Below are 26,025 nucleotides of genomic sequence, written 5' to 3' on the forward strand. Positions count from 1 at the left end.
TGAAATCAATAGTTTCCATCGATGACTGCGATTACTCTGGCACGATCCAGCTAACGGTAGTATGGCCGGTACCGGCCGGGACCAGCTTTTTGTGCAGCCACGGCAGGACGTTATTCATCTGCGCTTCGAGCTTCCAGGGCGGGTTAATCACAATCATGCCGGACGCGGTCATGCCGCGCTGATCGCTGTCCGGGCGAACGGCCAGCTCAATTTGCAGGATCTTACGGATGCCGGTCGCTTCCAGATCCTTGATCATGCGTTTGATCTGTGAACGCAGCACCACCGGATACCACAGCGCATAGGTGCCGGTGGCAAAGCGTTTGTAGCCCTCGTTGATACCCGCAACCACCGCCTGGTAGTCGCTTTTGATTTCGTATGGCGGGTCGATCAGCACCAGACCGCGACGGGAAACCGGCGGCAACTTCGCTTTCAGCTGCTGGTAGCCGTCCGATTTCTCCACGCGCGCGCGGCTGTCTTTCTGGAATTCAGAGCGCAGCAGCGGGTAGTCGCTTGGATGCAGTTCGGTCAGCTGAATGCTGTCCTGCTCGCGCAGCAGCTGGCGCGCGATAAGCGGCGAACCCGGGTAGTAGCGTAACTGGCCGCTGCGGTTAAAATGGTTGATCACGCCGATATAGGGTTGCAGCTCCGCCGGCAGGTCATCCTGCTGCCAGATGCGGGCGATGCCTTCGAGGTACTCCCCGGTGCGCTCGGCGTGCTCGCCGCTAAGTTGATAGCGGCCCGCGCCGGCATGGGTGTCCAGATAGAGAAAAGGCTTATCTTTCTCTTTCAGCGCCTCGATGATCAGGCTCTGAACGGTGTGTTTAAGAACGTCGGCGTGGTTGCCCGCGTGAAAGCTGTGGCGATAACTGAGCATGGGTAGATATGTTCCGATAATGTCGATTGAGCACAGTTTACAGCAGAACGGCACAGAATACCCGCAGGCCCGGATAGCGCCGTCTGGCCCGTGCTTTTTCTGTCACCGCAGCCATTGAAATTCACTACACTTAACCCCATCCTGGAAACAATATGCTCGCGCAGGATGTGCGCTTCATTCACTCATTTAACAGGACAGTGCTTATGACCAACCCATTACTGACGCCTTTTTCGTTGCCACCGTTCTCCTCCATTCGGCCTGAACATGTTGTCCCTGCGGTCACTAAAGCGCTGGATGATTGCCGTCGTGCCGTTGAGAGCGTGGTGGCGAACGGCGCTCCCTACACCTGGGAAAACCTGTGTCAGCCGCTGGCGGAAGTGGATGATGTGCTTGGCCGCATCTTCTCCCCGGTCAGCCACCTCAACTCGGTGAAAAATAGCCCGGAACTGCGTGAAGCCTACGAACAAACTCTGCCCCTGCTGTCGGAATACAGCACCTGGGTCGGGCAGCACGAAGGGCTCTACAAAGCGTACCGCGACCTGCGCGATGGCGATCACTACGCGACGCTGAATATTGCGCAGAAAAAGGCTGTTGATAACGCGCTGCGCGATTTTGAACTGTCGGGCATCGGTCTGGCAAAAGAGAAGCAGCAGCGCTACGGCGAAATCGCGACGCGTCTGTCTGAGCTGGGCAACCAGTACAGCAATAACGTGCTGGATGCCACCATGGGCTGGACGAAGCTAATTACCGACGAAACGGAGCTGGCTGGCATGCCGGAAAGCGCCCTGGCGGCAGCAAAAGCGCAAGCCGAAGCGAAAGAGCAGGACGGTTATCTGTTGACGCTGGATATCCCGAGCTATCTGCCGGTAATGACCTACTGCGATAATCAGGCCCTGCGTGAAGAGATGTATCGCGCTTACAGCACCCGCGCGTCCGATCAAGGCCCGAACGCCGGGAAGTGGGATAACACCCCGGTGATGGCGGAAATTCTTGCCCTGCGTCACGAGCTGGCGCAGCTGCTGGGCTTTGACAGCTACGCAGATAAATCTCTTGCTACCAAAATGGCCGAAAACCCGCAGCAGGTACTCGATTTCTTAACCGATCTGGCCAAACGCGCTCGTCCTCAGGGCGAGAAAGAGCTGGCCCAGCTGCGCGCCTTTGCCAAAGCGGAATTCGGCGTCGATGAGCTGCAGCCGTGGGATATCGCGTATTACAGCGAGAAACAGAAGCAGCATCTCTACAGCATCAGCGATGAGCAGCTGCGTCCGTACTTCCCGGAAAACAAAGCCGTTAACGGCCTGTTCGAAGTGGTGAAACGCATTTACGGCATCACCGCCAAAGAGCGCAACGATGTGGAAGTGTGGCACGACGACGTGCGTTTCTTCGAACTGTACGACGACCAGAACGAACTGCGCGGCAGCTTCTATCTCGACCTCTACGCCCGCGAAAATAAACGCGGCGGCGCCTGGATGGATGACTGCGTAGGGCAGATGCGTAAAGCGGATGGCTCGCTGCAAAAGCCGGTTGCTTATCTGACCTGTAACTTCAACCGTCCGGTTAACGGCAAACCTGCGCTGTTCACCCATGACGAAGTGATCACTCTGTTCCACGAATTCGGCCACGGTCTGCACCACATGCTGACCCGCATTGAAGCGGCAGGCGTTGCCGGTATCAGCGGTGTACCGTGGGATGCCGTGGAGCTGCCGAGCCAGTTTATGGAAAACTGGTGCTGGGAGCCGGACGCGCTGGCGTTTATCTCCGGCCACTATGAGACCGGCGAGCCGCTGCCAAAAGCGCTGCTGGATAAGATGCTGGAAGCGAAAAACTACCAGGCGGCAATGTTTATCCTGCGCCAGCTGGAGTTCGGCCTGTTCGATTTCCGTCTGCATGCGGAGTTCAGCCCGGAGCAGGGGGCGAAGGTCCTCGAAACCCTGGCGGAGATCAAGAAGCAGGTCGCCCTTATTCCAGGTCCGTCCTGGGGACGCTTCCCGCACGCGTTCAGCCATATCTTTGCGGGCGGTTATGCGGCGGGCTACTACAGCTACCTGTGGGCCGACGTGCTGGCGGCAGACGCCTACTCCCGCTTCGAGGAAGAGGGGATTTTCAACCGCGAAACCGGTCAGTCGTTCCTGGATAACATCCTGACCCGCGGCGGTTCTGAAGAGCCAATGGAGCTGTTCAAACGCTTCCGTGGCCGCGAACCGCAGCTGGATGCGATGCTGGAGCATTACGGGATCAAGGGTTAGTTGATTCGTGAAAATCTGCTTAGTAGATGAAACAGGCGCCGGAGACGGCGCCTTATCTGTTCTTGCCGCCCGCTGGGGGCTGGAACACGATGAAGAAAACCTGATGGCGCTGGTGATGACCCCGGACCATCTGGAGCTGCGCAAGCGCGACGAGCCCAAACTCGGCGGCATTTTCGTCGATTTTGTTGGTGGGGCGATGGCGCACCGGCGCAAGTTTGGTGGCGGACGCGGCGAAGCGGTGGCCAAAGCGGTCGGGATTAAGGGCAGCTACCTGCCGGATGTCGTGGATGCCACGGCGGGACTCGGGCGCGACGCTTTTGTGCTGGCCTCGGTAGGCTGTCGTGTGCGGATGCTGGAGCGCAATCCGGTGGTTGCGGCATTGCTCGACGATGGACTAACCCGCGGCTATGCCGACCCGGAAATTGGTTCGTGGTTGCAGGAGCGGTTACAGCTAATCCACGCCTCAAGCCTGACGGCGCTGACCGATATCACCCCTCGCCCGCAGGTGGTCTATCTCGACCCGATGTTCCCGCATAAGCAGAAAAGCGCGCTGGTGAAGAAAGAGATGCGGGTGTTTCAGTCGCTGGTGGGGCCGGATTTAGATGCTGATGGCCTGCTGGCGCCTGCGCGTCTGCTGGCTACGAAGCGCGTGGTGGTGAAGCGCCCGGACTACGCGCCGCCGCTGGCGGAGGTTGCCACCACCAATGCGGTGGTGACCAAAGGGCACCGGTTTGATATCTATTCCGGCACCCCGGAATAAAAAAAGCCGGGTGGCGGCTTCGCCTTACCCGGCCTACATTCAGGCAATCCCGCCTTACTCGTCGTCTTCGTCGCGCAGCGGCACAATCAGCATATCCACGTGCACGGTGTTAATCAGCTGACGGGCGGATGACATCAGCTTGCTCCAGAAGTCCTGGTGATGGCCGCAGACCACCAGATCCATATCGTATTTCTTAATCGCATCGACCAGCACCTGGCCCAGGTCGCCGCTGCCGCTCAGGGTTTCGGTGATCGGATAGCCCGCATTGGTGGAAAGCTCGGTCAGTGCATGGTGGGTCTCTTCGGAGATACGCTTCTGCATATCCCCCAGATTCACATCGATCAGGCCGGTATAGAGATCGGAGTAGTTTACGTCCACATGAATTAAGGAAACTTTCGCATTGTACGGACGCGCCATGGATACCGCTTTATCAACCAGCACTTTGCTCTCCGGGGAGAGGTCAACAGCGATCAGAATATGTTTATAAGCCATAGTGTTACTCCTTCCTTAAGTTATCGATGACCAATGCCTGTAGCAGTCGTCTACCTGCTTTCATTACGGCCCAGTTAAACAAAATTTTCAAGCATTGGTGTTGATAACGATTAACCTTGTGGCAAAAAAATTAACGGATCTCCTACACTATTGAATAAGCCGTTCGGATAATAAAATGTGAAGCCGATCGGTTTTTACGTCTCTCTATCACTGAACCGTCTGTCAGGGCATTGGGGTGCGGTAGTCCCGAAGCGTTGCTTCGAGGGCGGACGCCGGGGAGGAAGTATGATTAGCACCGTCGCATTGTTTTGGGCGTTATGTGTGGTTTGCATTGTAAATATGGCGCGTTATTTCTCATCCTTGCGCGCGCTATTGGTGGTACTTCGTGGCTGCGATCCGTTGCTTTATCAATATGTGGATGGCGGGGGCTTCTTTACCTCGCACGGGCAGCCCAGCAAACAGATGCGCCTGGTGTGGTATATCTACGCCCAGCGTTATCGCGATCATCATGATGATGAGTTTATCCGTCGCTGTGAGCGCCTGCGTCGTCAGTTCATCCTGACCAGCGCACTGTGTGGCCTTGTGGTGGTGAGCATGATTGCTCTCCTCATCTGGCATTGAGCGCAAAAAAAAGCGGGCCAGTTACCTGACCCGCTCTTCGCGTAACCTGCCTGCGATTACAGGAATTGCAGGGAGATCCAGTACAGACAGCCGGACAGCAGAATCGATGCCGGCAGGGTAAATACCCAGGCCATCAGAATGCTGGTCACGGTTTTGCGTTGCAGACCGCCGCCATCAACCAGCATGGTACCCGCCACGGACGAAGAGAGAACGTGGGTAGTGGATACCGGCATACCGGTGTAGCTGGCCAGACCGATAGAGACTGCCGCCGTCATCTGAGCGGACATCCCTTGGGCATAGGTCATGCCTTTCTTACCGATCTTCTCGCCGATGGTTGTCGCCACGCGACGCCAGCCGATCATCGTACCGAGACCCAGCGCCAGCGCGACCGCCATGATGATCCAGATCGGTGCGTACTCGATGGTGTTCAGCATGTCGACTTTCAGCTTCTTCAGCAGACGTTTGTCGTCGGCAGAGACTTCAGGCAGCTTAGAAACTTTGTCGGTGACGTCGGAGATGCACAGCATGATGCGGCGCATCTGGCCACGCTGCTCTACGGAGAGCTTGTCGTAGCTTTCAACGTCCGTCAGCATGCCTTTTGCGCGCTCCAGGGCGCTGATCGCATTAGCCGGATGGCAATGGAACTCCGCCGGTTGGGTCGCGCCCGCTTCCGGAGAAGGGATCAGCTGGTCAACGCCGGTCGCTTTCTTCAGCAGGTCAGGACGCTGCTGGAAATAGGTCTCGACGTTGTTGATGGCGTCACGGGTACGGGTAATTTCGTAACCGGACGCATTCATATTCACCACGAAGCCCGCCGGGGCTACGCCGATCAGCACCAGCATCACCAGACCAATGCCTTTCTGACCATCGTTAGCGCCGTGCGAGAAAGCCACGCCGATAGCAGAGATGATCAGGGCGATACGCGTCCAGAATGGCGGCTTCTTCTTACCGTCTTTCTTTTCACGCTCGGCCGGCGTCAGGTGGATACGGGCACGTTTTTTCGTACCGCTCCAGTAACGACGCAGCAGGAAGATCAAGCCACCCGCCACAACCAGACCGACAATCGGGGAGATAATCAGTGAACCGAAAATACCCAGAACTTTAGGGATGTTCAGGGCGTCCACCACAGACGTACCGGTCATCAGCGCATTGGTTAAACCAATACCGATGATAGCGCCGATCAGCGTGTGGGAACTGGATGCTGGCAGGCCGAAATACCAGGTACCGAGGTTCCAGATAATTGCAGCAAACAGCAGGGAGAAGACCATGGCGAGACCATGACCAGAGCTGACATTCAACAGCAGATCCGTTGGCAGCATATGCACAATGGCGTAGGCTACGCTCAGACCTCCAAGAAGAACGCCAAAGAAGTTAAACACTGCCGCCATCACCACCGCAACTTGCGATCGTAATGCCCGGGTGTAGATAACCGTTGCCACTGCGTTTGCAGTATCGTGGAAGCCGTTAATCGCTTCGTAGAACAATACAAAGGCCAGAGCAAGCAAAAGTAAAAGCCCGGTATGGAAATCCAGGCCAGCAAACAAATGTAGCATAGGACGTTACGCCATTTTGAGGACATGAACGCGGCGCATTATCCAGGACAAATGCGCAACGGGCAAAGTGAAATATAGCCTTTTTTTGATTTGCTTACTGACATAAGCGTAGCAGCAAAAGAATTACTTTTTAAATTTCAAAGAAATGCATGAAATTACAGATTTTTACGCTGGTGCGTTTCTTGAGGAAACTTTACAATTCGCGCCCTGAAAACCAGGAGGATCGAGACGTGGAAAAGTACGATGCCATCATTATTGGCGCAGGTGCGGCGGGTTTATTCTGTGCGGCGATGGCCGGACAGGCAGGACGCCGGGTTCTGCTGCTCGATAACGGCAAAAAGCCAGGTCGTAAAATCCTGATGTCTGGTGGGGGCCGCTGCAACTTTACTAATCTTTATATCGAACCTACGGCCTATCTGAGCCAGAACCGTCATTTTTGCAAATCTGCGTTAGCGCGCTACACCCAGTGGGACTTCATCGACCTCGTCGGTAAACATGGTATCGCCTGGCATGAGAAAACGCTGGGGCAATTATTTTGCGACGATTCCGCGCAACAAATCGTCGATATGCTGGTGGCGGAGTGTGAAAAAGGTCAGGTTACCCTGCGACTTCGCAGCGAAGTGCTGGATGTGGCGCGTGATGAGGCAGGTTACACGTTGCAGCTTAATGGCGAAACCGTGTGCGCAGATAAGCTGGTGATCGCCAGCGGCGGGCTCTCCATGCCGGGGCTGGGTGCCACGCCGTTTGGCTATAAAATTGCCGAGCAGTTTGGGCTGAAGGTGCTCCCGACCCGTGCCGGACTGGTGCCATTCACCCTGCATAAGCCGCTGCTGGAACAGCTGCAGACCCTCTCCGGCGTGTCGGTGCCGTCGATGATTACCGCCGAAGACGGTACGGTGTTTCGGGAGAATCTGCTGTTCACCCATCGTGGCCTCTCCGGCCCGGCGGTGCTGCAAATCTCCAGCTACTGGCAGCCGGGTGAGTTCGTCACCATCAATTTAGTGCCGGATTGCGATCTGGAGAGCTTCCTCAATGAGCAGCGTGCGGCGCACCCTAACCAGAGCCTGAAAAACACCCTGGCGATACAGCTGCCGAAACGGCTGGTGGAGTGCCTGCAGCAGCTGGGGCAAATTCCTGATGTGTCACTCAAGCAGCTCAACAGCCGCGATCAGCAGGCGCTGGTCGAAACCTTAAGCGCCTGGCGCGTACAACCCAACGGCACCGAAGGTTATCGCACCGCGGAAGTGACGCTGGGGGGTGTGGACACTAACGAACTCTCTTCGCGCACCATGGAGGCCCGCAACGTGCCTGGACTCTATTTTATCGGCGAAGTCATGGACGTTACCGGCTGGCTGGGTGGCTATAACTTCCAGTGGGCGTGGGCCAGCGCCTGGGCCTGTGCAGAGGCGCTGGCAGAAAGGTAGTATTCCGGCGCAACTATTGCACCCTGTACTTCGCCCCCATCCGCTACACTGCATCTCAAACGTTCCGCTATTTTACGCCCTGTTCAGCTGAGCAGGGCGTATTGCGTTACCTTTCAGAGAGTGTGATATGCAGCTTGTGAGCATTATTATTTTGATCAACCTGACGGTGATCATTCATTCCACATGGATGTTTTTTATCCTGAAATTCATCAACCTGAATGTGGAATCGGTGATGCGCGTGGTGTTCCGCAATATCGTTATCATCATGACTGCCCTGTTTGCCCATCTGCTTGAAGCCAGCCTGTTTGCCGTTTTTTATCGCTATGTCGGCGCGTTTAATGACTGGAACACCAGCTTCTATTTCTCGCTGGTCAGCTACGCTACAGTGGGATATGGCGACGTCACGTTGCCGGAACACTGGCGACTGACTGGCGGAGTGGAAGGGCTGGTTGGCGCGCTGATGGTTGGCTGGTCGGTGGCGGTGCTGGTGGCCGTCCTGCAGCGGCTACGCGGCATGAGCCAGTAAAGCGCCGATGGCAGAACCTCCGCATTGTGAGGTAAAGTACACTCCCTCACGCAGGGTTATGCGTTTTAAGGGGAGAAGCCGGTAAACGGTCCCTCTTTTTTCTTTACTGGCCTCGCCAGTCTGCATGGTGTGTATTTTGTCTTCAAAAAGGGTTGTCTATGTCCTCTGCTCATCTCGGTTTCCCGACGGAAACCGTTGTTGTTTTTGTGGTTATGGCTGTCGGGGCGATGTTTATCGACCTCTTCATGCATCGCCATGACAAACCGATCTCACTAAAAAGCGCCTCACTCTGGTCTCTCTTCTGGGTGATGATGGCGATGGCGTTCGCCGGGTTCCTTTACGTGCATCACGGCGCCGAAGTGGCGAGCCTGTTCCTCACCGGTTACGCCCTGGAAGAGGTGCTCTCCGTTGATAACCTCTTCGTGATGATGGCGATCTTCGCCTGGTTTGGCGTGCCGGATCAGTATCGTCACCGGGTGCTCTACTGGGGGGTGATCGGCGCGATTGTCTTCCGCGGGATCTTCGTCGCCATCGGCACCAGCCTGCTAAGCCTGGGGCCATACGTTGAAGTGGTCTTTGCCCTGATTGTGGCCTGGACGGCGGTGATGATGCTTAAACGCGGCGAAGAGCAGGACGAGATTGAGGATTACTCCCAGCATCTGGCCTACCGCGCGGTAAAACGCTTCTATCCGATCTGGCCAAAAATCACCGGTAACGCGTTTCTTCTCAGCCAGAAAGAGGTGGATGCCGAGCTGGCCAAGCCTGAAAACCAGGATGTGATGGTGGGACGGGTGAAGAAGGCGAAGCGCTATGCCACGCCGCTGCTGCTCTGTGTGGCGGTGGTGGAGCTGTCAGACGTGATGTTCGCCTTTGACTCCGTGCCGGCGATCATCGCGGTCAGCCGCGAGCCGCTGATTATCTACAGCGCCATGATGTTCGCCATCCTCGGCCTGCGTACCCTCTACTTCGTGCTGGAGGCGCTGAAGCAGTATCTGGTGCATCTGGAGAAAGCGGTGATCGCGCTGCTCTTCTTCGTCGCCTTTAAGCTTGGTCTGAACGCGACGGATCACTTCTGGCACCACGGCTACGGTATCGGCGCTACGGCGAGTCTGTTGGTGGTGTTGGGCGTACTGGCAGCGGGGATTCTGGCGAGCCTGCTCTTCCCAGGGAAACGGGAAGCCTGACGGATTTTGCCCGGCGGCGCTACGCTTGCCGGGCCTACAACACCCGGCATCTTTTACGGCTTGATCGGTGAGTTGCGGCGCGCGCGCGGCGGATGGAAATGACGCCAGTGCGGATCCTGCGCCGCCGCCAGCAGCTCGTGGTCGCCCCGGGTGTCGCCCCAGGCGCGCACGTGGTAATTGGTCAGGCTGCCGTACACGCTCTCCAGCCGGGCCACCTTCTGCGCACAGCGGCAGTTATGGCCGGTGATCCGCCCGGTCAGCTTGCCCTCTTTCACCTCCAACTGGGTACCGATAAGCTTAATGCCGAGCTTGTCGGCCCACGGCTGCAACACCAGCGCCGGCGAGGCAGAGCAGATGGTCACTTCCGCGCCGGAGTTGACTTCCGCCGCCACCGCCAGCACCCCCTGGGGGCGCATCAGTTTATCCCAGTACTTTTCGCAGAACCGCTCTGCCTGCTCACGCAGCCAGTGCTCATCCACGCCGGTCAGGAAGGTTTTGATCAGCACTTCTTTCAGTTCATCACGGGTCAGCTTGCGGCGTACGCAGTGAATGGTGGGCAAGGCCATCCGCACCAGGCGACCGGCAAAGTAGCGCTTACCGAACGCAAAGCGTAAGAAGGGGATAAAGCTGTCGTGATGGGTCAGCGTGCCATCAAAGTCGAACACGGAGAGGACGCTGGATTTTGCCATCGCCTCATCGGCAATCATATTGGTCATAACAGAGTCTTAGCGTAAATTCACATTCTGTCCTCAGTTTACCTGCTTTAGCGTCAGATGCCACCCGCCAGCGGACGGGTAGCCATCGGCAGCGCTAGATAATATCGTCCACCACGCCGCCATCCACGCGCAGCGCCGCGCCGGAGGTGGCGGATGCCTGCTGGGAACAGACGTAAACCACCATGTTCGCCACTTCGTCTACCGTGGCGGCCCGCTGGATCACCGAGCTTGGGCGATTGGCCATCACGAACTCTTTTGCCAGCGTCTCCAGGGACTTGCCGGTTTTCTCTATTTCGTCTTTCATCATCTCAGCAAAGCCGTCCGACATCGTCGGGCCGGGCAGGACGCTGTTCACGGTGACGCCACTCCCGGCGACAAACTTTGCCAGACCGCGCGCCAGAGAGAGTTGGGCGGTTTTGGTGACCCCATAGTGGATCATGTCCGCCGGAATATTGCAGGCCGACTCGGAGGAGATAAAGACCACCCGGCCCCAGCCTTTTTGCACCATGCCAGGCAGCAGGGCGCGCGACAGCCGCACACCGGACATCACGTTGGTTTGCCAGTAGTGATTCCAGGTCTCGTCGTCGGTGGCGTAAAAATCCTGGGGGCCATAGATCCCGGCATTGTTGACGAGGATATCGACGCCAGAGGCGACCCGGAGCAGAGCATCCACCCCTTCCTGCGAACTGAGGTCGGCAATGGCAGCCCGCACCTGAACGCCCGGTATCTGCTGCTGCAGCTGCTGGATGCCCCGGTTGACCGAGTCGACGCTGCGTCCGTTAACAATCACCTCTGCGCCGCTCTCCGCCAGCCCTCTGGCAATGGCGAAGCCAATGCCGCCTGTGGAGGCGGTCACTAACGCCACTTTTCCCGTAAGATCGATTTTCACGGTCTGCTCCTTGTCATATTTGAAGTTCAGACCATTAAGCGTAGCAGTTCACCTTTGCGACGGCTGGCTGAAGAGGTGCAGTAAGGTTTCCACCTGTTCGTCGAGCGGGGCGAGCGTGCGTTTTACAATCAGATGCAGCGGTGTAGCACGGCGCGTGCCGTGGCTCAGGGGCACCGTTTTTAGCACACCGGTTTCCAGCTGTTGCTGAATTCGCTCTTCCGGCAGCCAGCCATACCCCACCTGATACATCACCGCATCGATAGCGGCGTCGATGGTGGAGAAGGTCCAGGCTTCGCCGCCGGGAGGCGCGGCGTAGTTCTGCCCGGCGATCTGGATGAGTGGCCAGGAGCGTAGCATTTCATCAGTGAGCGGCGTGTCGTGTTCAAACAGCGGATGTTCCCGATGCGCCACGGCGACAAAGTCGATATTCATCAACCACTCGCCGCGCCCGGTCACATCCTGGCGGCGGGTTAGCACCATCACGTCGGCTTCGCTCTGGTTCAGCGCCTCGCCGGTGTTCTCAAGTATTTCGGTCAGATGCACCTCGGTTTGCGGATAACGCTGTTGAAACTGGCGCAGAATGGCAAACAGATGACGGCGAGGGAAAATGCTGTCCACCACCACATCCAGTCGGGTACGCATCCCGTTGCGTAGCGTCGTGGCGCGCGTCTCCAGCAGGGTAAAGGCGTTTAGCAGCGGTTTGACCTGATTTAACAGCAGCTCTCCTTCCGGGGTCAGCACCGCCTTACGCCCCGCCTGGACCAGAAGCGCCACGCCCAGCCGCTCCTGCAACAATGCCAGGTTATAACTGACGGAAGATTGGCTGCGATGCGTCTCCTCTGCGGCGCGGGCAAAGCTGCCCAACTCAACGACGCGTTCCAGCAGCGACCACTGCTCAAGGGTAGTTTTGTGCATAACTAATCTAATTTTTGGATGAATTTGATTAAATCATAGCGTTATTCATCCAATTTTTGCAGGCGTAAGATGGGCTCATTGAAACAGAGGAGAAAGATTATGAGCCAGTTTGATAAACATGATTTGAGCGGTTTCGTCGGCAAACATTTGGTATATACCTACGATAACGGCTGGAACTACGAAATTTATGTCAAAAACGAGCAGACGCTCGACTACCGTATTCATAGCGGGATCGTGGCAAACCGTTGGGTAAAAGATCAGCAGGCTTATATCGTTCGTGTGGGCGAGAGTATTTATAAAATTTCGTGGACTGAACCGACCGGTACCGATGTGAGCCTGATTGTGAACCTCGGCGACAAGCTGTTCCACGGCACGATCTTCTTCCCGCGTTGGGTAATGAATAACCCGGAAAAAACCGTCTGCTTCCAGAACGATCATATTCCGCTGATGGTCTCTTATCGCGAGGCGGGCCCAGCCTACCCAACCGAGGTCATTGATGAGTTCGCCACCATTACCTTTGTGCGCGACTGCGGTGCCAATAACGATGCTGTCATTGACTGTGCTGCCAGCGAGCTGCCGGCAGACTTTCCGAATAATTTGAAATAAGCGGGTTACAGAACCTGAAGTGCGCCGTTATGGAGGGTGAAGGGCGTTGGCGTACAGACCGCAAGGCTGAGTTCGCCGCGCTGAAAGTGGCTGACGCAGAGCGCCGATCTTAAGGTGCTGTCGATACTGACAATCTGCCAGGCGCTGCCGCCGCGCTGTTTGACGATCGCCTCTTTACGCGTCCAGATGCGCCAGAAGGCCGACAGTTTTGCCTCAGGTGCCTCCCGCTCCAGCTCATCATGTTCGGCGAGGCTAAAGACGGCGTTAGCCAGCGCCTGCCAGTTATCCCGCGGACGGATCACTTCGATATCGCAGCCCACTTCGCCTTCGTCGCTTAACAGCAGGGCGATATCGTCCCCGCTGTGGCTCAGGTTAAACCAATAGGGTCTGGCATCGACGAAGGCCGGTTTGCCCTGTTCACCGAAGACAATTTCCGGTACCGGGGCGGGCGATAAGGCCCGGGCGAGCAGCGCCCGGCCAGCCAGCCAGGGGAGTCGGCGCGCGCCCTGCGGCGCCTGCTCAGAAAGCGCTGACGCCAGAGGGTCAGCGCTGAGGGTAGAAATCTTTCCCAGAAGAAACTGGTACATAGTCACGCCCAGCGTTTAATGATTATGGAAGTATTAATGCCGCCGAACGCGAAGTTATTACTTTGAATATATTCGCAGTCAATGTGACGGGCTTCACCCATAATATAATCTAACGTGCCGCATTGCTCATCCGGTTATCTTAAATTGATGGTCGGCGCGAACCCGCCCCCACGCATCATCTGCGGGCTCATTCACGTCTCCAGCGCGTACAGGGATTATCCCGGCAGCCTGCTTTTTGGTCTGCCTGGCCCAAGCAGGATCGCCAGTTTGCTGCCGCCCCGGGTGGTCTCCATCCAGATCTTACAGACGCTGGTGAGCGGCACGGAAAGTAACATCCCCACCGGGCCGAGCAACCAGCCCCAGATCAATAACGACAGGAAGACCACCAGAGTGGACATTCCCAGCCGATGGCCCATCATTCGCGGCTCAACGATATTGCCCAGCACCATGTGGACGATAAGGAATAGCGCCCCCACCATCATGCATTCGTAAAAACCGTTGAACAGGAACGCCTGGATCATCGGCGGTACGGCGGAGATCACCGCGCCGATATTAGGCACATAGTTCAGCAGGAAGGCCAGCACGCCCCACATCAGGGCAAACTGCACCCCCAGCAGCGTCAGCCCCAGCCAGACAATGGCCCCGGTCCACAAACTCAGCAGCGTTTTCAGCGCCAGGTAGTGCGACACGCCCTTCAGGGCGCGGTGTAAACCGGCGATATGGATCTGCGGATTATTGAGGGCAAAACGCATCTTGTACGGCACGTGGCGCACTTCAAACAGCATAAAGACCACGGTCATCACCAGCAGCAAAATGCTGGCCATCGCCCCGGAAAGCTGGGTCATCAGCGCGGTGGCAAAGGTCATCACCTTTTCCGAGTCCATCCGTCTCAGCATCCGCTCCGGGGAGATGTGCAGGTTGAGGAACGGGAACATTTGCTGCAGATCGACAATCTTGCGCGTCAGCTCTTTGTTGTATTTCGGCAGCATGGCGGCAAATTCATTGAGCGAGGCCGCCAGCACCCCAAACAGCGCCGTCAGTCCAATCAGCATTACCACCACCACAATGGTGATGGCAACAGGGCGGCTTACCCCCCGGCGCAAAAACCAGGTGACGAGTGGGTTAAGGACGATGGCGAAAAAGAGCGCCAGCAATAGCTGAACGAGAATATCTGCTGCGGCGTGAATGCCTGCCAGGATCACCACCAGACAGGCCAGCTTCATTAAAATATGGAGACCCGCTTTATCAGCGGGTGGAAGACCCGTTTTATCGGGCGGCGTGATTATCATGATTATTCCTCTTATAAGATGCTCCTAAGTGTAGTGCGCCCGCAGCGCTTCGGCTGACGCCGTTAATCTTAAAGTCGCTGCTGCATTTCTCTCCCTGGCGTGGTAATAGTGAAACACTGTTGTAAAAATTCTGGTGAACCTGATGCCCGAACCTGCCGCCGAACCGGCACTGAGTGGATTGCGCCTCAACCTGCGTATTGTTTCCGTCGTGATTTTCAACTTTGCCAGCTACCTGACCATCGGCCTGCCGCTGGCCGTCCTGCCGGGCTATGTGCATGACATCATGGGCTTTAGCGCCTTCTGGGCGGGTCTGGTCATCAGCCTGCAATACTTCGCCACCCTGTTAAGCCGCCCCTATGCCGGGCGCTATGCCGATCTGTTCGGGCCCAAGAGCATTGTGGTGCTGGGGCTGTGCGGCTGTTTCCTGAGCGGGGTGAGCTATTTCCTGGCCGGGCTGACCAGCGCCTGGCCGGTGGTCAGCCTGGCGCTGCTCTGTTTTGGCCGGGTAATCTTAGGCATCGGACAAAGCCTTGCCGGAACGGGCTCAACGCTGTGGGGCGTGGGGGTAGTGGGAGCTTCGCACATCGGGCGGGTGATCTCCTGGAACGGTATCGTCACCTATGGCGCAATGGCGATGGGCGCGCCCCTTGGCGTGCTCTGCTATCGCTACACCGGCCTGAGCGGGCTGGCGTTGACCATTATGGGGGTGGCGCTGCTGGCGATCCTCTTCGCCCTGCCACGTCCGAAAGTGAAGGCCAGCAAAGGCAAGCCGATGCCGTTTCGCACGGTGCTGGGGCGCGTCTGGCCCTACGGCATGGCGCTGGCGCTCGGTTCGGCAGGTTTTGGGGTTATCGCCACTTTCATTACGCTGTTTTACGCCGATAAAGGCTGGGACGGCGCGGCCTTCGCGCTGACGCTCTTTAGCTGCGCCTTCGTCGGCACCCGCCTGCTGTTCCCCAACGGCATCAACCGGCTGGGCGGACTGAACGTGGCGATGATCTGCTTTAGCGTTGAGATCCTCGGCCTGCTGCTGACAGGCATCGCTGAGGCGCCGTGGATGGCGCGGATCGGGGTGTTCCTTGCGGGGGCAGGCTTCTCGCTGGTCTTCCCGGCGCTGGGGGTGGTGGCGGTCAAAGCGGTACCGCAGCAGAACCAGGGGGCGGCGCTGGCGACCTACACGGTGTTTATGGATATGTCGCTGGGGGTGACCGGGCCGCTGGCCGGGCTGGTGATGGCGTGGGCCGGGGTACCGGTTATCTATCTGGCGGCGGCGGGGCTGGTGGCGGTGGCGTTACTGCTGACGTGGCGGCTAAAAAAATGGCCTCCGGAGGAGGCCATTTCATCGTGATGACTTACTGAATCACCAGGGTATTGATGATGTTCTCTGCGGCGGTTTGCGCTTTCTGCTGGTCGTCAGCAGGCAGCGTGATCTGCAGGGTCAGCAGCTTGTTGTCCACTTTGCCCAGCACCACGGATGAGTAAGCGGTCTGGCCTTTGGCAGAGATAATGCTGTCCAGCTGTTGCAGGGTGTGGCCTTTCAGATCGATGGCTTTGTTGGTGACCACCTGCAGCTGCGGGTCGCGGCTGCGCTGCTGATCTTCCAGACGTTTCGCCAGCACGCCCAGGTCTTCACTGGTGTCGTCGCCGACGATCACAATCACCGCTTTCTGCCCGGTGGCATCGGAATAGACGTGCATATTGTTCGCCTGCGTACCCAGCTTGCCGCTCTGATCGGTCATATCCGCGGGCAGTGAGAAACTGAGTTTGCCATCCATCAGGCTGACCGGCTGACCCGTGGCGTTGCTTTCCGCAGACGCAGCCTGAGCAGGTGCTTTCGTGTCGCTGTTATCACAAGCGGCAAGCCCCATCACCAGCAGGCCAATCCCGACATATTTAACCAGATTGCGCATTACATTCTTCCTTTCGATAAACGGCCATAACGGCGCATCAATCCATCTTATCACAACTGTTCAGGGGAACGTTTAACCTGCCCGTAATGCTGAAATTTCAGATTTATCCTCGAATCTTTTCAGCAACATATTCAGCAGTACGCCGTACATCGGCAGGAAGAAGACCAGGCTGATAAGCACCTTGAAGGCGTAATCCACGAGGGCAATTTCCATCCAGTGTTCGGCCATAAACGCATCCGGGCTGCGCCAGAAGGCGATAAAGAAAAAGGCCAGCGTATCGCTGACGTTGCCAAACAGCGTGGAGGCGGTCGGCGCCATCCACCAGAGATGGTTCTGGCGCAGGCGGTTAAAGACATGCACGTCGAGGATCTGCCCCAGCGCATAGGCCATAAAGCTGGCGGCGGCGATACGGGCGACAAACAGGTTAAAGTGCGTCAGCGCCTCAAAGCCCTGCCAGCTTCCCATATAGAACAGCGAGGAGATCCCGTACGACACAAACAGTGCCGGAAGCATGACGGCAAAAATAATGCGTCGGGCGAGCGGTGCGCCAAAGATACGGACGGTAAGATCGGTCGCAAGGAAGATAAACGGGAAACTGAACGCGCCCCAGGTGGTATGAAAACCAAAAATGGAGATCGGCAGCTGTACCAGGTAGTTACTGGAGGTAATCACCAGCAGATGGAAAAGCGAAAGCCAGAACAACGCTTTTACGCGCTGCGATTGAGAGAACTGCGTCATATTGTGACCTTTTTATAAGTTGGGGTGAGGGAACCCAATAAACCGGCCGCATCATACTGCTTTCATTGCGCTTTGCAACGGCTAATTTTTACGCAATCGTTAACCTGGTTTGCTTTGCCCGGCCTGGGGCGTAAACTACTGCCGTTTTTTATCTGAACGAGACGACGATGACCGATCTGTTTTCCAGCCCAGACCATACTCTTGACGCCCAGGGCCTGCGCTGCCCGGAACCGGTGATGATGGTGCGCAAAACCGTGCGCACGATGCAAACCGGCGAGACGCTGTTAATTATTGCCGACGATCCGGCCACCACCCGCGATATTCCCGGCTTTTGTACCTTTATGGAACATGAGCTGTTGGCACAGGAAACCGCCTCGCTGCCCTATCGCTATCTGATCCGCAAAGGCTAATGCCATTTTGCCCGGCGGCGCTGCGCTTGCACGGGCCTACGCGTAGGCCGGGTAAGGCGTAGCCGCCCTCCGGCACGCCCTCCTGCACGGGCCTGAAAGGCCATTCGTTTGAACTCCATCACCAATTTGAACCATTGTTTCAAATTTTAGCGCTTTTTTGTGAGGCGCTTCACCCTCGTTTTCCAGGCCTTAGGCTAGTTTTGAAGCTGAAAACTAAAACGCCGTTCCAACGCTTATCTCATACCCTGGAGTTGACTCAATGAAAACGACCATCAAGCCGTTGCTGGCCGCTCTGTGTCTGTCTGCTTTTGCTGCCTCTGTCTCTGCTCAAACCATTAAAGCTGCTGATGTGCATCCTGAAGGCTACCCGAACGTGGTGGCGGTGGAGCATATGGGTGAAAAACTTAAACAACAAACCGACGGCAAGCTGGAGATCAAAGTCTTCCCTGGCGGCGTACTGGGTGATGAAAAGCAGATGATTGAGCAGGCGCAGATGGGCGCCATCGATATGATCCGCGTCTCCATGGCGCCGGTTGCGGCCATTCTGCCGGATATCGAAGTCTTTACCCTGCCGTATGTATTCCGCGATGAAGACCATATGCACAAAGTGATCGACGGCGACATCGGTAAGCAGATCGGCGAAAAACTGACGGCGAACCCGAAATCGAAGCTGGTCTTCCTCGGCTGGATGGACTCCGGCACCCGTAACCTGATCACCAAAGATCCGATTGTTAAACCGGAAGATTTGAAAGGTAAGAAAATCCGCGTTCAGGGCAGCCCGGTGGCGCTGGCGACGTTGAAAGATATGGGCGCCAACTCGGTGGCGATGGGGGTAAGTGAAGTCTACAGCGGCATGCAGACCGGCGTTATCGACGGCGCTGAGAATAACCCACCGACCTATATCGCCCACAACTACATGCCGGTGGCCAAAAACTACACCCTGAGCGGCCACTTTATCACTCCGGAAATGCTGCTCTACTCCAAAGTGAAGTGGGACAAGCTGAGCGCCGACGAGCAGGAAAAAATTAAGACCCTGGCCCGTGAAGCGCAGATGGAGCAGCGTAAGCTGTGGCAGGCCTATAACGACGAAGCGCTGGCGAAGATGAAGGCGGGCGGCGTGCAGTTCCACGACATCGACAAGGCGGTGTTCGTCAAAGCGACCGAGCCGGTGCGCGCCCAGTATGGTGAAAAACATCAGGATCTGATGAAAGCCATCGCTGACGTTAAGTAAGCCGGAGTATTTATGTCCGAACTCTATCTGAAATGGATGGACCGTCTCTACCTGCTGGCGATGGCCATTGCCGGGCTGTCGCTGCTGGTGATGACCATCGTTATCCCGATTGGCATCTTTTCGCGCTACGTACTCAACCGCGGTGAGTCGTGGCCGGAGCCGATTGCCATTATCTGCATGGTGACGTTCACCTTTATCGGCGCGGCGGTGAGCTACCGCGCCGGCTCACATATTGCGGTGAACATGCTCACAGACAGATTGCCAGACTCACTGAAAACGGTCTGCGCACGGGTGGTGGATCTGCTGATGCTGGTCATCTCCGGCATCATGTTCTGGTACAGCTACCTGCTGTGCATTGAACTCTGGGACCAGCCGGTCGCGGAGTTTCCGATCCTGACCTCCGGCGAAAGTTATCTGCCGCTGCCGGTGGGGTCGGCAATTTTGATCCTGTTTGTGCTTGAGCGCCTGCTGTTTGGCTCTCAGGAAAGTCGCCCGGTCGTGCTGATCGGCAACCACAGTTAAGGGGTGAACAATGGATGCATTTGTTTTGTTATTCACCCTCGCCATTCTGCTGGCGCTGGGGATGCCGGTGGCCTTTGCCGTCGGCTTAAGCGCCGTGGCTGGCGCGCTGTGGATTGACCTGCCGCTGGAAGCATTGATGATCCAAATCACCAGCGGGGTGAACAAATTTACCCTGCTGGCGATCCCGTTCTTTATCCTCGCGGGGGCGATCATGGCGGAAGGGGGCATTGCCCGGCGGCTGGTTAACTTCGCCTATATTTTTGTCGGCTTTATTCGCGGTGGGCTGTCGCTGGTGAATATCGTCGCTTCGACCTTCTTCGGCGCCATTTCCGGCTCCTCGGTGGCGGATACCGCCTCCATCGGGACCGTAATGATCCCGGAGATGGAGAAGAAGGGCTATCCGCGCGAATATGCGGCGGCGGTCACCGCCAGCGGCTCGGTGCAGGCGATTCTGATCCCGCCGAGCCACAACTCGGTGATCTACTCCCTGGCGGCGGGCGGCACGGTCTCTATCGCCACGCTGTTTATCGCGGGCGTACTGCCGGGTTTGCTGCTGGGCATGGGGCTGATGGCGCTCTGTTTATGCTTTGCGCGCAAGCGCGGCTACCCGAAAGGGGAGCGCATTCCGTTCAAGCAGGCGTTAAAAACCATGCTGGATGCGCTGTGGGGCCTGATGACGGTGGTGATTATTCTCGGCGGGATCCTGTCGGGTATCTTTACCGCAACGGAGTCTGCGGCGGTCGCCTGCCTGTGGGCCTTCTTCGTCACCATGTTTATCTATCGCGACTACAAGTGGAACGAGCTGCCGAAGCTGATGTGCCGCACGGTCAAAACGGTCACCATCGTGATGATCCTGATTGGCTTTGCCGCGGCCTTTGGTGCAGTGATGACCTACATGCAGTTGCCGATGCGCATCACCGAGTTCTTCACCTCGCTGTCGGATAACAAGTACGTCATTCTGATGTACCTCAACATCATGCTGCTGCTGATTGGCACCCTGATGGACATGGCGCCGATCATCCTGATCCTGACGCCGGTTCTGCTGCCGGTGACTAACGCCCTGGGCATCGATCCGGTGCACTTCGGCATGATCATGATGGTTAACCTCGGGATCGGCCTGATTACCCCGCCGGTAGGATCGGTGCTGTTTGTCGCCAGCGCGGTGAGCAAGCAGAAGATCGAAGCCGTAGTGAAGGAGATGCTGCCGTTTTACGGCATGCTGCTGGTGGTGCTCGGAATGGTGACCTACATTCCGGCGATTTCGCTGTGGTTGCCGCACATGTTGGGTATGCAATAGCTATTGTGCCGGGCGGCGCTACGCTTGCCCGGCCTGGAAAATCGTAGGCCCGGTAAGGCGCAGCCGCCACCGGGCTTTTTTTTATCGACGACGCAATAACCGCAGCGCGTTGGCCGTCACCAGTACCGTCGCCCCGGTATCCGCCAGCACCGCCAGCCATAATCCCGTCATGCCCAGCAGGGTGGTCACCAGGAAAATTCCCTTCAACCCCAGCGCGATAGTAATGTTCTGCCGGATATTGGCGCGGGTGGCGCGCGCGAGGCTGATCATCTGCGCCAGCCCGGTCAGGCGGTTGTGGGTGAGGGCCGCGTCGGCGGTCTCCAGCGCCACATCGGTGCCACTACCCATTGCAATGCCTATCGTAGCCGCCTTCATTGCCGGGGCGTCGTTAATACCGTCTCCTACCATCGCCAGCGGCGCGGTGTCATTCAGCGCCGTCACCGCCTGCACTTTATCGGCGGGCAGCAGCCCCGCCCGGAAATCCAGCCCCAGCTCGCCGGCAATGGCCGCGGCGGCGCGCGGGTTATCCCCGGTGAGAATCACACCTTTGATCCCCAGCTGATGCAGGGCCTGCACGGCCTCTTTCGCGTCATCCCGCAGGGTGTCGCGCAGCGTAATAAGTCCTTTTGCCATGCCCTCCTGAACCACCGTCACCACCGTCTGTCCGGCCTGCTCCAGGGGAGTGATTTGCGACGCCAGATGCGGGGCAGGGAATTTATCCGCGGCGCAAATCAGCACTTTACTGCCCGCGACCTCGGCTTCAATCCCGGAGCCCATTAGCGCCCGCTGCGCGGTCGCCGCCGCAATCGTCAGTCCGCGGGCTTTTGCTTCACGCACAATCGCCTGCGCCAGCGGGTGGGTGGAACCCTGCTCTACCGCCGCCGCCAGCGCCAGCAGGTCGTTTTCGCCGCTGTCGAGCGGATAAATGCCCGTCACCTGAGGTTTGCCGACCGTCAGGGTACCGGTTTTATCGAAGGCCACCCGCTGCACCTGCGCCAGTTGCTCCAGCGCCGCGCCGCCCTTAATCAACGCGCCACGTCGCGCTGCGGCTGCCAGCCCGGAGGTGATCGCCGCAGGCGTCGAGATCACCAGCGCACATGGACAGCCAATCAGCAGCAGGGTCAGCCCCTTGTAGATCCAGCCCTCCCAGGGCGCGCTGAACAGCAGCGGCGGCACTACGGCAACCAGCAGGGCGATGAGCATTATCACCGGAGTATAGAGGCGGCTGAAGCGGTCGATGAAGCGCTCCACCGGGGCGCGGCGCGCTTCCGCCTCTTCAATCAGCTTCAGGATGCGGTCGATGGCGCTCTCGCCCGGCTCCGACAAGACCGTCAGCTCGACCAGACGATCGACGCTGGTGGCTCCCGCCGGCACCTTTTCGCCCGCGGTGCGATCGACCGGGATGGACTCGCCGGTAAGGGCGCTTTCGTCAAAGCTGGCGGCGGCGGTGAGCAGCGTCCCGTCGGCGGGCAGACGTCCACCAGCGGCGACTTCGATCACATCCCCCGGGCGCAGCCCGGCAATGGGCACGGTTTTGCGCTCGCCGTTGATTATCTGCGTGGCGGTTTCCGGTTTCAGCGCCATCAGCGCGCTCACCCCTTTGCGCGCCCGGCTCGCCGCCCAGCCCTCCAGCCGCTCGCCGATTAAAAACAGCAGCAGCACCATCGCCGCTTCCGCCGTGGCACCGATAAACAGCGCCCCGATGGCGGCGACGCTCATCAGCGTCTCAATGGCGAACCAGCTTCCGCTTTTCATCAGGCGCAGCGCCTGACGGGCCACCGGCCAGAGCCCGACCAGCGTGGTGGCGATAAAGGCGATATTGCCGAGGGGAGGGTTAACCTGCGCCAGACCCCAGCTCAGGGCCATCAACACTATCAGCGTGAGGAGCGGGAGGTTTTCGCACAGCATGGAGGATTTTTCGACCGGCGCGTTTTCATTGCGCAGCGTGTAGCCTGCCTTCACTACCGCGGCCTCGACCTGGCCGCTGACGTTGCTTGTGGCATTAACCAGCAGCTTTTGCGTGGCAAACAGCACCTGGACATGGTTCACCCCCGCCACCTGGCGAACGGCGTTTTCCACTTTGCGCGCGCAGGCGGCGCAGTCCATGCCATTGACCACCCAGCTGTAACGCTCGCCCTCGGCAGGCAGCACGGTTTCGGCCTGCGGTGGAGTGTGATCCACGCTACAACAGGCCTCTTTAGCAGGAAGGGGGGCGAGTTTAAGCGCCGCGAATTGCGGCACTTTTTTCGGTGTTTCTGGAGTCGACATGGCACTCTCCGGCAATGATAATTTTCTCATTAACCGCAGTATGCACTCTGGAGTCGACTCCAGAGTCAAGCGTTAAATATAGAGCGAACGCACGATCAGGAAGTGCCCGGCAAAATAGCAGGCGGCGGCAATGGCATTATCGGCGCGGAAACGGCGACGGTAATGACTGCCCAGCCAGACAATATTGCTCAGCAGCAGGAGCGTGGCCCCCACGAAAGCCGACAGCGCCGGGGCCGTCGGACGGAAGAACCACAGCTCACCTGCCAGCCACACCATCACCAGCGTCATGGCGATAAACGTACAGATTGGCCAGCGCATCTCCTCCAGACGCGTCCAGACCACCGCTATCAGCACCGCGCCAACGACCAGCAGCGCCAGCGGCAGCGGCCAGAAGAAGGAGAGCGTCATCTGGCTGGCGAAATAGATGGTGTAGAGCAGATGCGATAAGAAAAACGCCCCCACGGCATAGAGCAGGCGCTGGCGCGGCAGCAGGGTCAGGGCATCGCCCACCAGCGATGCGCAGAGCCCGGCGAGCACCAGATAGCTGATGGCGTTGAACATCGGCGCCTGCCAGGCCAGCAACAGGAGCAGCAGAAGGGTGACGGGTTTAAACAGCCAGCGCTGCCAGGCAGGGCCGCGGTAGGACGCATCGACATACAGCCATGCGGAGAAACAGACAGCGATAAATGACCAAAGCATATTAAGTCCCTGTATCTGTTATTGTTGAATAAACAGTTTCACTTCAGTGTAGTGGTGCAGACGGGCCAATAGCAATGCACAGCGTGGCACGCTATCCTGATTTCAGCCTGGTCTTAAGGATTGTCTAATGAGCAAGATGCCGCTCTTTTTTATTATCGTTCTGGCAATTATCGTCGTTGCCGCGTCATTTCGCTTTGTGCAGCAGCGTCGGGAAAAGGCCGATAACGACGCCGCGCCGCTGCTGCAAAAGCGGGTGGTGGTGAGCAATAAACGGGAAAAAGCCCTCAACGACAGGCGCTCGCGTCAGCAGCAGGTTACGCCTGCCGGCACCAGCATGCGCTATGAGGCGAGCTTTAAGCCGGAAAGCGGCGGCCTGGAGATGACCTTTCGCCTCGACGAGAAGCAGTACCATCAGCTGACGGTGGGGGATAAAGGGACGTTGCGTTACAAGGGGTCACGGTTTGAGGGGTTTGATCCGGCGCCGTAGTCAGCCAGCCCGCACGAACCGTAGGCCCGGTAAGCGCAGCGCCACCGGGCAGAAGGCCGCAGGTTACTTCTTCGCCTGCGCCTTAAACTTCTTCATCCACACCAGCAGCTCAAACACGCCGAAGATAAAGACGCGGGCCTGCTGCCAGCCGGTCATCTGCGGGCCATCTTTCGGTAAGCCGTTTTTTAGCATCACCATCTGCAGGGCATGCATAAACGAGGTAAAAATCAGCGCCACGTTAACAAAAATGTTCATCGGGCGTGGGAACGGGTGGACGAGGTTGAGGAGCAAAAATGCCCAGACTCCCAGCATCAGTAAACGACCCAGATTAATCAGTACCGGCATCAGTCTCTCCTTGTGATTGACGGTGATAAAGACGATAGGCGACCTGGCCGGCCACTTTCTCCCGGTGCAGATCCCAGTGGGCGGGCACCGGCGGTAAACCGTTTTCTACCTCGCTCTCGACGTAGATTAGCGCATCATCCGCCAGCCAGCCGTTGTTTTCCAGCAGCGACAGCGTCTCTTCCAGCAGCCCTTTGCGAAACGGCGGATCGACAAATACTACATCGTGCGGGGTGCCCGCCTGGGCCAGAAACGCGAGGGTGTTGGTGTTAACGACGCGGGCGTGCGCCGCTTTCAGCGTCACCAGGTTTTGCTGCAACTGCTGGGCGACGCTGCGATCCATCTCCAGCAGCGTGGCGCTGGCGGCGTGGCGTGAAAGGGCTTCAAGGCCGAGCGCGCCGCTTCCGGCGAAGCAGTCCAGGCAACGGGCATCTACCATTGAAGGTGCCAGCCAGTTAAACAGCGTCTCACGGACGCGGTCGGTGGTCGGGCGCAGGCCGGGGCTGTCCGGGACGGGAAGTTTACGGCCACGCCACTGACCACCGATAATGCGAATTTGGCCCGCGGCAGCACGGTTGGGTTTCTTCATATTGTTGCTCAGGTCACTCGTACGGCCTGCGTTTGCAGGCGGTGATGTGCGTTAAGTTAAGTGATAAACTATTTCATCATTTTTTTAGCTTCCATGTATATAGCGCCAGTAATTAACCGCGAGGGGTGTAGTCGCAGATGGCAAAAGAGAAAAAACGTGGCTTCTTTTCCTGGCTGGGATTTGGTCAAAAAGAGCAGGAAACCGAGCAGCAGAACGAAGAACAACAGAGCGCAGAACAGCCCGCAGCGGTTGAACAGCCGCAGCCTGAAACCCCTGTTGAAACCGTCGCTGACGTAGAAGCAGAAGCGCGCACCCACAGCCCGCAAGAGACTGAAGCCTTTGCTGAAGAGGTGGTTGAGGTCACAGAGCAGGTTCAGGAGCGTGAAAAACCGCAGCCGGTTGAACCGGAGCCTGTCGCCGTTGAGCCAGAACCTGTCGCGGTCGAGGAGATTGTCGAGCCGGTCGCGGAGGCGGTCCCGCCGCAGGCTGTCGAGCATGAAGAATTACCGCTGCCGGAAGAGATCGCTGAAGAGAGTAAAGAGGCGATCCCGGAAGAGTATTTGCCAGAAACCGAAGAAGAGACGATCAGCGACGAAGAGCTCGAAGCGCAGGCGCTGGCGGCTGAGGCGGCAGAAGAGGCGGTGATGGTTGTCCCGGTCGCCGACGAGAACGAGCCGGTTGAAGAGATTGTTCAGGAGCAGGAAAAGCCGACCAAAGAAGGTTTCTTTGCGCGCCTGAAACGCAGCCTGATCAAAACCAAAGAGAACCTCGGTTCCGGATTTATCAGTCTGTTCCGCGGCAAGAAAATCGACGATGATCTCTTTGAAGAGCTGGAAGAACAGCTCCTGAT

At 57.7% G+C, this 26,025-nt stretch carries 26 protein-coding genes and 3 pseudogenes; 14 read left to right on the forward strand and 15 right to left on the reverse strand.

Annotated elements, in window-relative coordinates; all coding sequences use genetic code 11:
• Nucleotides 1-31: 31 nt before the first annotated feature.
• Nucleotides 32-874 carry a 23S rRNA (adenine(2030)-N(6))-methyltransferase RlmJ gene (locus WFM46_RS04525; protein WP_336997144.1) on the reverse strand — a complete coding sequence of 281 codons (843 nt, stop codon included), beginning with the start codon at nt 872-874 and terminating at the stop codon, nt 32-34.
• Between the two features lie 203 nt (nt 875-1,077).
• On the opposite strand from WFM46_RS04525, the gene prlC reads away from it, so the two are divergent.
• Together prlC and rsmJ are read left to right on the forward strand one after the other, a co-directional pair.
• A complete protein-coding gene (gene prlC, locus WFM46_RS04530) occupies nt 1,078-3,120 on the forward strand; it encodes an oligopeptidase A (RefSeq protein ID WP_180209438.1) in 2,043 nt (680 codons plus the stop codon).
• Between the two features lie 7 nt (nt 3,121-3,127).
• Entirely contained in the window at nt 3,128-3,880 is a 753-nt protein-coding gene (rsmJ, locus tag WFM46_RS04535) for a 16S rRNA (guanine(1516)-N(2))-methyltransferase RsmJ (protein WP_336997145.1), read from the forward strand.
• Nucleotides 3,881-3,934: 54 nt separating this feature from the next.
• On the opposite strand, the gene uspA is transcribed toward rsmJ, so the two are convergent.
• Nucleotides 3,935-4,372 (reverse strand): universal stress protein UspA, encoded by a 438-nt coding sequence (gene uspA, locus WFM46_RS04540; RefSeq protein ID WP_103177386.1) that lies wholly within the window; start codon nt 4,370-4,372, stop codon nt 3,935-3,937.
• Between the two features lie 285 nt (nt 4,373-4,657).
• Here uspA and uspB point away from each other — a divergent pair, with 285 nt between their 5' ends.
• Nucleotides 4,658-4,993 (forward strand): universal stress protein UspB, encoded by a 336-nt coding sequence (gene uspB, locus WFM46_RS04545; protein ID WP_032615027.1) that lies wholly within the window; start codon nt 4,658-4,660, stop codon nt 4,991-4,993.
• Between the two features lie 56 nt (nt 4,994-5,049).
• On the opposite strand, the gene pitA is transcribed toward uspB, so the two are convergent.
• Nucleotides 5,050-6,546: an inorganic phosphate transporter PitA gene (gene pitA / locus WFM46_RS04550; protein WP_103177385.1), complete on the reverse strand. Its 1,497-nt coding sequence runs from the start codon at nt 6,544-6,546 to the stop codon at nt 5,050-5,052.
• A gap of 230 nt (nt 6,547-6,776) precedes the next feature.
• On the opposite strand from pitA, the gene WFM46_RS04555 reads away from it, so the two are divergent.
• From WFM46_RS04555 to WFM46_RS04565, 3 genes are all read left to right on the forward strand, one after another.
• Nucleotides 6,777-7,970, forward strand: a complete 1,194-nt coding sequence (locus WFM46_RS04555; RefSeq protein WP_336997146.1) for an NAD(P)/FAD-dependent oxidoreductase — start codon at nt 6,777-6,779, stop codon at nt 7,968-7,970.
• Between the two features lie 127 nt (nt 7,971-8,097).
• The gene (locus WFM46_RS04560) at nt 8,098-8,496 is read left to right on the forward strand and encodes an ion channel (protein WP_103177384.1); all 399 of its coding nucleotides are present in this window, start codon (nt 8,098-8,100) and stop codon (nt 8,494-8,496) included.
• A gap of 158 nt (nt 8,497-8,654) precedes the next feature.
• Nucleotides 8,655-9,680: a TerC/Alx family metal homeostasis membrane protein gene (locus WFM46_RS04565; RefSeq protein ID WP_103177383.1), complete on the forward strand. Its 1,026-nt coding sequence runs from the start codon at nt 8,655-8,657 to the stop codon at nt 9,678-9,680.
• 53 nt (nt 9,681-9,733) lie between these two features.
• Here the strand turns inward: WFM46_RS04565 and WFM46_RS04570 are convergent, their stop codons facing one another.
• The 3 genes from WFM46_RS04570 to WFM46_RS04580 all read right to left on the reverse strand — a co-directional run bounded on the left by WFM46_RS04570 (nt 9,734) and on the right by WFM46_RS04580 (nt 12,200).
• The gene (locus tag WFM46_RS04570) at nt 9,734-10,396 is read right to left on the reverse strand and encodes an HAD family hydrolase (RefSeq protein ID WP_103177382.1); all 663 of its coding nucleotides are present in this window, start codon (nt 10,394-10,396) and stop codon (nt 9,734-9,736) included.
• A 94-nt stretch (nt 10,397-10,490) separates the two neighbouring features.
• Nucleotides 10,491-11,285 carry an SDR family NAD(P)-dependent oxidoreductase gene (locus WFM46_RS04575; protein WP_103177381.1) on the reverse strand — a complete coding sequence of 265 codons (795 nt, stop codon included), beginning with the start codon at nt 11,283-11,285 and terminating at the stop codon, nt 10,491-10,493.
• 48 nt (nt 11,286-11,333) lie between these two features.
• Entirely contained in the window at nt 11,334-12,200 is an 867-nt protein-coding gene (locus WFM46_RS04580; protein WP_336997147.1) for a LysR family transcriptional regulator, read from the reverse strand.
• A 99-nt stretch (nt 12,201-12,299) separates the two neighbouring features.
• Here WFM46_RS04580 and WFM46_RS04585 point away from each other — a divergent pair, with 99 nt between their 5' ends.
• Nucleotides 12,300-12,806: a phenolic acid decarboxylase gene (locus WFM46_RS04585; protein WP_103177379.1), complete on the forward strand. Its 507-nt coding sequence runs from the start codon at nt 12,300-12,302 to the stop codon at nt 12,804-12,806.
• Nucleotides 12,807-12,811: 5 nt separating this feature from the next.
• On the opposite strand, the gene acpT is transcribed toward WFM46_RS04585, so the two are convergent.
• The 3 genes and pseudogenes from acpT to WFM46_RS04600 form a co-directional block, all read right to left on the reverse strand.
• Nucleotides 12,812-13,393, reverse strand: a complete 582-nt coding sequence (acpT, locus tag WFM46_RS04590) for a 4'-phosphopantetheinyl transferase AcpT (protein WP_180209431.1) — start codon at nt 13,391-13,393, stop codon at nt 12,812-12,814.
• Nucleotides 13,394-13,395: 2 nt separating this feature from the next.
• Nucleotides 13,396-13,584 (reverse strand): annotated as a pseudogene (locus WFM46_RS04595) (beta-ketoacyl-ACP synthase); the annotation flags it as partial.
• 24 nt (nt 13,585-13,608) lie between these two features.
• The gene (locus WFM46_RS04600) at nt 13,609-14,682 is read right to left on the reverse strand and encodes an AI-2E family transporter (protein WP_103177377.1); all 1,074 of its coding nucleotides are present in this window, start codon (nt 14,680-14,682) and stop codon (nt 13,609-13,611) included.
• Between the two features lie 108 nt (nt 14,683-14,790).
• Here WFM46_RS04600 and WFM46_RS04605 point away from each other — a divergent pair.
• Nucleotides 14,791-16,030: pseudogene (locus tag WFM46_RS04605) on the forward strand (MFS transporter).
• Between the two features lie 4 nt (nt 16,031-16,034).
• Here WFM46_RS04605 and WFM46_RS04610 read toward each other — a convergent pair.
• The gene (locus WFM46_RS04610; protein ID WP_103177375.1) at nt 16,035-16,592 is read right to left on the reverse strand and encodes a DcrB family lipoprotein; all 558 of its coding nucleotides are present in this window, start codon (nt 16,590-16,592) and stop codon (nt 16,035-16,037) included.
• A gap of 72 nt (nt 16,593-16,664) precedes the next feature.
• Nucleotides 16,665-17,330: a 7-cyano-7-deazaguanine/7-aminomethyl-7-deazaguanine transporter gene (locus tag WFM46_RS04615; protein WP_103177374.1), complete on the reverse strand. Its 666-nt coding sequence runs from the start codon at nt 17,328-17,330 to the stop codon at nt 16,665-16,667.
• Between the two features lie 167 nt (nt 17,331-17,497).
• Here WFM46_RS04615 and tusA point away from each other — a divergent pair, with 167 nt between their 5' ends.
• The 4 genes from tusA (at nt 17,498) to WFM46_RS04635 (ending at nt 20,790) form a co-directional block, all read left to right on the forward strand.
• Nucleotides 17,498-17,740, forward strand: a complete 243-nt coding sequence (tusA, locus tag WFM46_RS04620; protein ID WP_103177373.1) for a sulfurtransferase TusA — start codon at nt 17,498-17,500, stop codon at nt 17,738-17,740.
• Between the two features lie 259 nt (nt 17,741-17,999).
• Nucleotides 18,000-18,971 (forward strand): TRAP transporter substrate-binding protein, encoded by a 972-nt coding sequence (locus WFM46_RS04625; protein WP_103177372.1) that lies wholly within the window; start codon nt 18,000-18,002, stop codon nt 18,969-18,971.
• A gap of 12 nt (nt 18,972-18,983) precedes the next feature.
• Complete coding sequence (locus WFM46_RS04630) at nt 18,984-19,493, forward strand: TRAP transporter small permease (RefSeq protein ID WP_103177371.1); 510 nt, start codon at nt 18,984-18,986, stop codon at nt 19,491-19,493.
• A gap of 10 nt (nt 19,494-19,503) precedes the next feature.
• Entirely contained in the window at nt 19,504-20,790 is a 1,287-nt protein-coding gene (locus WFM46_RS04635) for a TRAP transporter large permease subunit (RefSeq protein ID WP_180210944.1), read from the forward strand.
• Nucleotides 20,791-20,871: 81 nt separating this feature from the next.
• Here WFM46_RS04635 and zntA read toward each other — a convergent pair whose 3' ends face one another.
• Both zntA and WFM46_RS04645 read right to left on the reverse strand, forming a co-directional pair.
• Nucleotides 20,872-23,058: a Zn(II)/Cd(II)/Pb(II) translocating P-type ATPase ZntA gene (zntA, locus tag WFM46_RS04640; protein WP_336997148.1), complete on the reverse strand. Its 2,187-nt coding sequence runs from the start codon at nt 23,056-23,058 to the stop codon at nt 20,872-20,874.
• A gap of 72 nt (nt 23,059-23,130) precedes the next feature.
• Complete coding sequence (locus WFM46_RS04645; protein WP_103177368.1) at nt 23,131-23,757, reverse strand: lysoplasmalogenase; 627 nt, start codon at nt 23,755-23,757, stop codon at nt 23,131-23,133.
• Nucleotides 23,758-23,884: 127 nt separating this feature from the next.
• Between WFM46_RS04645 and WFM46_RS04650 the strand changes: the two genes are divergently transcribed.
• Nucleotides 23,885-24,244, forward strand: coding sequence for a DUF2500 domain-containing protein (locus tag WFM46_RS04650; RefSeq protein WP_103177367.1), 360 nt, complete (start codon nt 23,885-23,887; stop codon nt 24,242-24,244).
• A gap of 63 nt (nt 24,245-24,307) precedes the next feature.
• Here the strand turns inward: WFM46_RS04650 and WFM46_RS04655 are convergent, their stop codons facing one another.
• Complete coding sequence (locus WFM46_RS04655; protein WP_103177366.1) at nt 24,308-24,589, reverse strand: DUF1145 family protein; 282 nt, start codon at nt 24,587-24,589, stop codon at nt 24,308-24,310.
• Nucleotides 24,573-25,175, reverse strand: a complete 603-nt coding sequence (gene rsmD / locus WFM46_RS04660) for a 16S rRNA (guanine(966)-N(2))-methyltransferase (protein ID WP_336997149.1) — start codon at nt 25,173-25,175, stop codon at nt 24,573-24,575. Before rsmD ends, WFM46_RS04655 begins: the two co-directional genes overlap by 17 nt.
• A 137-nt stretch (nt 25,176-25,312) precedes the next feature.
• On the opposite strand from rsmD, the pseudogene WFM46_RS04665 reads away from it, so the two are divergent.
• A pseudogene (locus WFM46_RS04665) lies at nt 25,313-26,025 on the forward strand (signal recognition particle-docking protein FtsY); the annotation flags it as partial.

This window comes from Leclercia sp. M50 (assembly GCF_037150775.1).
Lineage (GTDB): Bacteria > Pseudomonadota > Gammaproteobacteria > Enterobacterales > Enterobacteriaceae > Enterobacter.

Excerpts from the sequence above, each read along its gene's own strand:
- WFM46_RS04560 (WP_103177384.1), top strand. The coding sequence starts at position 8,098 with ATGCAGCTTGTGAGCATTATTATTTTGATCAACCTGACGGTGATCATT.
- WFM46_RS04630 (WP_103177371.1), top strand. The coding sequence starts at position 18,984 with ATGTCCGAACTCTATCTGAAATGGATGGACCGTCTCTACCTGCTGGCG.
- uspA (WP_103177386.1), bottom strand. The coding sequence starts at position 4,372 with ATGGCTTATAAACATATTCTGATCGCTGTTGACCTCTCCCCGGAGAGC.
- WFM46_RS04525 (WP_336997144.1), bottom strand. The coding sequence starts at position 874 with ATGCTCAGTTATCGCCACAGCTTTCACGCGGGCAACCACGCCGACGTT.
- WFM46_RS04570 (WP_103177382.1), bottom strand. The coding sequence starts at position 10,396 with ATGACCAATATGATTGCCGATGAGGCGATGGCAAAATCCAGCGTCCTC.
- WFM46_RS04625 (WP_103177372.1), top strand. The coding sequence starts at position 18,000 with ATGAAAACGACCATCAAGCCGTTGCTGGCCGCTCTGTGTCTGTCTGCT.
- acpT (WP_180209431.1), bottom strand. The coding sequence starts at position 13,393 with ATGTACCAGTTTCTTCTGGGAAAGATTTCTACCCTCAGCGCTGACCCT.
- WFM46_RS04585 (WP_103177379.1), top strand. The coding sequence starts at position 12,300 with ATGAGCCAGTTTGATAAACATGATTTGAGCGGTTTCGTCGGCAAACAT.
- prlC (WP_180209438.1), top strand. The coding sequence starts at position 1,078 with ATGACCAACCCATTACTGACGCCTTTTTCGTTGCCACCGTTCTCCTCC.
- WFM46_RS04565 (WP_103177383.1), top strand. The coding sequence starts at position 8,655 with ATGTCCTCTGCTCATCTCGGTTTCCCGACGGAAACCGTTGTTGTTTTT.
- uspB (WP_032615027.1), top strand. The coding sequence starts at position 4,658 with ATGATTAGCACCGTCGCATTGTTTTGGGCGTTATGTGTGGTTTGCATT.
- WFM46_RS04645 (WP_103177368.1), bottom strand. The coding sequence starts at position 23,757 with ATGCTTTGGTCATTTATCGCTGTCTGTTTCTCCGCATGGCTGTATGTC.
- WFM46_RS04650 (WP_103177367.1), top strand. The coding sequence starts at position 23,885 with ATGAGCAAGATGCCGCTCTTTTTTATTATCGTTCTGGCAATTATCGTC.
- zntA (WP_336997148.1), bottom strand. The coding sequence starts at position 23,058 with ATGTCGACTCCAGAAACACCGAAAAAAGTGCCGCAATTCGCGGCGCTT.
- WFM46_RS04615 (WP_103177374.1), bottom strand. The coding sequence starts at position 17,330 with ATGACGCAGTTCTCTCAATCGCAGCGCGTAAAAGCGTTGTTCTGGCTT.
- WFM46_RS04580 (WP_336997147.1), bottom strand. The coding sequence starts at position 12,200 with ATGCACAAAACTACCCTTGAGCAGTGGTCGCTGCTGGAACGCGTCGTT.
- WFM46_RS04635 (WP_180210944.1), top strand. The coding sequence starts at position 19,504 with ATGGATGCATTTGTTTTGTTATTCACCCTCGCCATTCTGCTGGCGCTG.
- pitA (WP_103177385.1), bottom strand. The coding sequence starts at position 6,546 with ATGCTACATTTGTTTGCTGGCCTGGATTTCCATACCGGGCTTTTACTT.
- WFM46_RS04610 (WP_103177375.1), bottom strand. The coding sequence starts at position 16,592 with ATGCGCAATCTGGTTAAATATGTCGGGATTGGCCTGCTGGTGATGGGG.
- tusA (WP_103177373.1), top strand. The coding sequence starts at position 17,498 with ATGACCGATCTGTTTTCCAGCCCAGACCATACTCTTGACGCCCAGGGC.
- rsmD (WP_336997149.1), bottom strand. The coding sequence starts at position 25,175 with ATGAAGAAACCCAACCGTGCTGCCGCGGGCCAAATTCGCATTATCGGT.
- WFM46_RS04600 (WP_103177377.1), bottom strand. The coding sequence starts at position 14,682 with ATGATAATCACGCCGCCCGATAAAACGGGTCTTCCACCCGCTGATAAA.
- WFM46_RS04655 (WP_103177366.1), bottom strand. The coding sequence starts at position 24,589 with ATGCCGGTACTGATTAATCTGGGTCGTTTACTGATGCTGGGAGTCTGG.